General features: G+C 66.7%; 1 pseudogene. It reads left to right on the forward strand.

The window, feature by feature from the left end:
• Window positions 1-246, forward strand: a pseudogene (locus tag SB753_RS40255) (DNA polymerase III subunit gamma/tau); the annotation flags it as partial.

The following is a 246-nucleotide window of genomic DNA, read 5'->3' on the forward strand; positions in this document are numbered from 1 at the left end:
TGCCGCTCAAGGGCATCTCCTATCAGCTCGCGTTCAACAGCGAACTGATGGCCGTCGAGGGCAAGACGCTTAAGCTCAACGTCGCGGTCCAGCTCTACACCGAATCCGCGCAGGTCGCGAAGCTCAAGGCGGCGCTGGCCGAGCGGCTGGGCAGCGAAATCGACGTGCAGGTCGAGGTCGGCCCCGTGCGGCGCACGGCCGCCGTGCTCGACTCGATCGAACGCGCGAAACGCCAGCAGGAAGCCG

The organism is Paraburkholderia sp. SIMBA_053 (assembly GCF_046534895.1).
In the GTDB taxonomy this organism is placed as follows: domain Bacteria; phylum Pseudomonadota; class Gammaproteobacteria; order Burkholderiales; family Burkholderiaceae; genus Paraburkholderia; species Paraburkholderia caledonica.